This window comes from Yersinia artesiana, assembly GCF_902726545.1.
In the GTDB taxonomy this organism is placed as follows: Bacteria; Pseudomonadota; Gammaproteobacteria; order Enterobacterales; family Enterobacteriaceae; genus Yersinia; species Yersinia artesiana.
Genome location: NZ_CACVAD010000103.1, coordinates 1 through 4,583 on the forward strand (window position 1 = coordinate 1; position 4,583 = coordinate 4,583).

Here is a 4,583-nt window from a genome sequence, read left to right on the forward strand (position 1 = left end):
GGGGAAGGATTCGAACCTTCGAAGTCGATGACGGCAGATTTACAGTCTGCTCCCTTTGGCCGCTCGGGAACCCCACCTAAATTTTAATACTTGAATGGTGCCGGCACCAAGAGTCGAACTCGGGACCTACTGATTACAAGTCAGTTGCTCTACCAACTGAGCTATGCCGGCATCAAGTGCAGCGCATTCTAGGTAGAGTGGGCCTATGATGCAACAAAAAAATTGCACAAATTGCCCTTTCGCTCATAAAACAGCCATTTTTTAAACACCAGATGTATTATTGACCATAGTTGGCTCAATTCACACTCAGTAGTTCACTATTTTAACCAAACCTATGAATGAAAAACATACCTAAAAAGCAGCTCATGTCTCACTGCCAAACAATTCTATCGTCCACAAAGCGAAAATAAATTCAACTTTGTGCCCCACTATGGGGAAATCGACCCCAAAAGGTGCATTAGAAGCTAAAAAAATCCTGGCCTAACGCCATTTATCACACAGTTCCGTATTTGGCTTATTTATTGCTTAAACATAAATATACGTGCAAGCCAGATATCAGACAGGGGCTTTATTATGAAGATAGTTTTACTGAATGCCGCGACATTGCCGATATACCGAAGTGAGCTGGCACATTTGCTGATTGACGCTGTTTCTCATGGAGCCTCTATCGGTTATAGCACTCGAGTCCTCTCACAAGAAGAGGCTGAGAGCTACTATCATGGCCTTCGCCCGGCGATTACAAAAGGTACATTATTGTTGTGGATCGCTCGTGATGAAGTCGGAATTGTTGGAACCATCCAATTAGACCTTTGCCAAAAACCGAATGGTTTAAATCGAGCCGAAGTACAGAAATTATTAGTCCATAGCCGCAGCCGCCGCACAGGGGTTGGACATAAATTAATTATTGAGATGGAAAATACTGCGGTCCAACTTCGTCGCGGATTGTTATACCTGGATACCGAAGCTGGCTCCCCCGCTGAGTCTTTCTATCGTGCACAAGGGTACCGATGTATGGGCGAAATCCCTGATTATGCCTGTACTCCAGATGGTTACTATCATCCAACTGCTATTTATTTCAAACGTTTATTCTCTGTTAATCAAACACATACATCCATAGCAAGCTAATAATTATAAATGCAATGAACTACAAAGTAGAAGCTTGGCATAGCCCTTCTTAATTGATCGGAATAGCAACACACATCAAAGAAATCACTCACTAAACACAAAAATGTCTACGCCAAAAAGCAAGCTGCCTATAATATGCAGCTTGTTTCTTATCTGGAGTTGGCGTCCAGCGCCTTTCCCAACCTGCGTTAACAGGCAGAATTTGGCTTATGACAAAAAGAGATCAATCTTTAGCGACGCCTTATCTACAGTTCGATCGTACTCAGTGGGCTGCTTTGCGCGACTCAGTACCATTGACGCTAACAGAAGAAGAAATCGTTAAACTCAAAGGGATTAACGAAGACCTTTCATTAGATGAAGTGGCACAAATATATCTGCCACTCTCACGACTACTTAATTTTTATATCAGTTCTAATTTGCGTCGCCAGGCGGTTCTGGAGCAATTTCTTGGAACTGATGGCCAACGTATTCCCTATGTTATCGGTATTGCGGGCAGTGTTGCGGTAGGTAAAAGTACAACCGCTCGTTTACTGCAGGCGTTGTTAAGCCGCTGGCCAGAGCATCGTAGTGTCGAACTGATTACTACAGATGGTTTTCTTTATCCAAATAAAGTGCTGAACGAGCGCGGGCTGATGAAGAAAAAGGGATTCCCAGAATCCTATGATATGCACAACTTGGTGAAATTCGTCTCTGAGGTAAAATCAGGTGCTGACCATGTTACCGCGCCAGTTTATTCCCATTTAATATATGATGTTGTCCCTGATGGTAATAAGATTATCAAACAGCCGGACATACTTATATTAGAGGGATTAAATGTTTTACAGAGTGGCATGGATTACCCTCATGATCCACATCATGTATTTGTTTCCGACTTTGTAGATTTCTCTATATATGTAGATGCGCCTGAAGACTTGTTGCAAAGTTGGTATATCAACCGGTTCCTTAAGTTCCGTCAGGGTGCATTTTCTAATCCTGATTCTTACTTCCATAACTATGCAAAACTGCCAGAAACAGAGGCAGTGAAGATTGCAACCCAGCTATGGAAAGAAATTAATGGATTGAATTTAAAACAGAATATATTGCCAACGCGTGAACGCGCTAGCCTAATAATGACTAAAAGTGCCAATCATGCAGTCGAAAGTGTGCGTTTAAGAAAATAACAAATAGTGGGCAGTAATAGCTGCCCACTTAACTTATTAATTAACTCCGCGAAGAGATATTTCACCACCGATATAAGATTTTATATGCCCATCCTGCTCTAACAATAATGCGCCTTGTTGATCTATACCGCGAGCAATACCAAATATTTCTTGGTTTCCGATAATCAATTTTACTGGGCGATCAAGATAATTATCCATTTCCCGCCAACGTGAAATAAAGGCGGATAGTCCCTCATTTTCAAATTTAACCACTGCCAGTCGTAATTCAGATAACAATTCAGCTGTCAGCTTATTACGATCAATAATAACGCCAGCTTCTTGTAAATTAATCCAGTCCTGGCTAATAACATTGGTCGTTGATTCACGCATGGTCAAATTGATACCGGCACCAATAACCAACTGTGCTGCATCACCCGTTTTACCGGTGAGTTCCACTAATATTCCAGCCAGCTTCTTATCATTTAAATACAAATCATTCGGCCACTTGACGCGAACATGCTCTGCACCCAGTTTATGCAGTACCTCTGCCATCACAATGCCCACCACTAAGCTTAGCCCCATCGCGGCCGCAGGGCCTTGTTCCAATCGCCAGAACATTGATAAATAAAGATTAGCACCAAAAGGCGAGACCCACTGGCGACCACGTCTACCGCGGCCAGCTTGCTGATATTCAGCAACGCAAGCATCACCAGATTTAAGTTTAGTGATGCGATCTAACAGATATTGATTCGTCGAATCAACTACCGGTAATACAGCGACTTGACCGGCGGGTAAATAACTTAATATGGTTTGTTCATCAAGCAATTGGATAGGTGCCGGTAAGCTATATCCTTTGCCAGGCACAGTAAAAACATCCAGTCCCCATTCTCTGATAGTTTGCATGTGCTTATTAATTGCGGCACGGCTCATACCCAACATTTCACCTAGCTGCTCACCTGAGTGAAAAGCACCATCGGCAAGTACACCAATTAATCGCAAGGGGACTTTTATATCTTTCACGACAAACGCTCCACAGCATTAACTTCACCATTACTTGCGATAAAGCGCACCTCTGGCTCTAACCAGATGGAAAATTTCTTTGCGACCTGCTGACGAATATGACTGGCAAGCCCCAACACATCCTGCCCAGTAGCCTCTGCAAGATTAATCAGTACCAAAGCTTGCTGCTGATGCACGGCAGCCCCGCCAATCTGGTATCCTTTGAGCGCACACTGATCAATAAGCCAGCCCGCAGCCAGCTTTACAGATCCATCGGGTTGTGGGTAATGAGGTGCATTGGGGTAGCGTTTCACAATATCTTCAGCCACAGTTGCATCCACAACTGGGTTTTTAAAGAAACTACCGGCGTTGCCAGTCACAGTCGGATCAGGCAATTTACTCCGACGCATCGCACAGACAGAGTTGAAAATATCTATTGCTGTCACAGTCAATGGGTCCATACGCATTAAATCACCGTAGCCTAATGTCGGTACCCAAGATTTTATTAATCGAATACCTACAGCTACAATGGCAAATCCATAACCGTAGTGATGTTTAAATATGCTGTCACGATAACCAAATTGGCAGTCTTCAGCAGAAAGGCGTAGAACTGTGCCCTTCTCCATATCCAGCAAATCAACGTATTCACATACTTTTTGCAGCTCAACACCATATGCACCAATATTTTGAATTGGAGCAGAGCCAACACAGCCAGGGATTAAAGCTAAGTTCTCTAAACCCGGCATGTTATTTTGCAACGAGTAGCATACCAATTGATGCCAATTCTCCCCGGCACCTACATGCAGATGCCAGGCAGTATCATCTTCCGTACAGGTAATACCCTTAATACGGTTAAGTAATACTGTCCCTGAGTAGTTTTCAATAAACAGCACATTACTGCCCTCCCCAAGCAAGAGTACAGGCCGATGCTTAGAGACAGACTCATGCCATGCATCAATCAATTCTTGTGTAGAACTAGCACTGATAACATTGCTCGCGTAGGCCGATAGTGCAAAAGTGTTGAGATGTTTTAGCGGGGAACGTTGATTCGACATTACATTGGATACTCATTCTAACTAGCTCTAACGCTAGTCTAACCGATCATAATACTCATATTGTATTTTGTTTTAAGTGAATACATAAAAAAGCCCTCTGCATGGCAGAAGGCTCTTTCTTTGGCTTTTTATTTCCCACATAGCAAAAACCCCACGCTTTTGGCATGGGGTCTCGGCTTGATTTGATGCCTGGCAGTGTCCTACTCTCGCATGGGGAGACCCCACACTACCATCGGCGCTACGGCGTTTCACTTCTGAGTTCGGC

4 protein-coding genes, 1 tRNA gene and 1 rRNA gene are annotated in these 4,583 nt (G+C 43.5%); 2 read left to right on the forward strand and 4 right to left on the reverse strand.

Going from position 1 to position 4,583, the window contains the following annotated elements:
• Positions 1 to 95: 95 nt before the first annotated feature.
• A tRNA-Thr gene (locus HU019_RS20055) sits at positions 96 to 171 on the reverse strand.
• A gap of 402 nt (positions 172 to 573) precedes the next feature.
• On the opposite strand from HU019_RS20055, the gene HU019_RS20060 reads away from it, so the two are divergent.
• Together HU019_RS20060 and coaA are read left to right on the forward strand one after the other, a co-directional pair.
• Complete coding sequence (locus tag HU019_RS20060; RefSeq protein ID WP_174849926.1) at positions 574 to 1,125, forward strand: GNAT family N-acetyltransferase; 552 nt, start codon at positions 574 to 576, stop codon at positions 1,123 to 1,125.
• 209 nt (positions 1,126 to 1,334) lie between these two features.
• Positions 1,335 to 2,285, forward strand: a complete 951-nt coding sequence (gene coaA, locus HU019_RS20065) for a type I pantothenate kinase (RefSeq protein WP_174849927.1) — start codon at positions 1,335 to 1,337, stop codon at positions 2,283 to 2,285.
• Positions 2,286 to 2,321: 36 nt separating this feature from the next.
• Here coaA and birA read toward each other — a convergent pair whose 3' ends face one another.
• The 3 genes from birA to rrf form a co-directional block, all read right to left on the reverse strand.
• Entirely contained in the window at positions 2,322 to 3,284 is a 963-nt protein-coding gene (gene birA, locus HU019_RS20070) for a bifunctional biotin--[acetyl-CoA-carboxylase] ligase/biotin operon repressor BirA (RefSeq protein WP_174849928.1), read from the reverse strand.
• A complete protein-coding gene (murB, locus tag HU019_RS20075) occupies positions 3,281 to 4,318 on the reverse strand; it encodes a UDP-N-acetylmuramate dehydrogenase (RefSeq protein ID WP_174849929.1) in 1,038 nt (345 codons plus the stop codon). Before murB ends, birA begins: the two co-directional genes overlap by 4 nt.
• Before the next feature lie 187 nt (positions 4,319 to 4,505).
• Positions 4,506 to 4,583: ribosomal RNA gene (gene rrf / locus HU019_RS20590) — 5S ribosomal RNA — on the reverse strand; the annotation flags it as partial.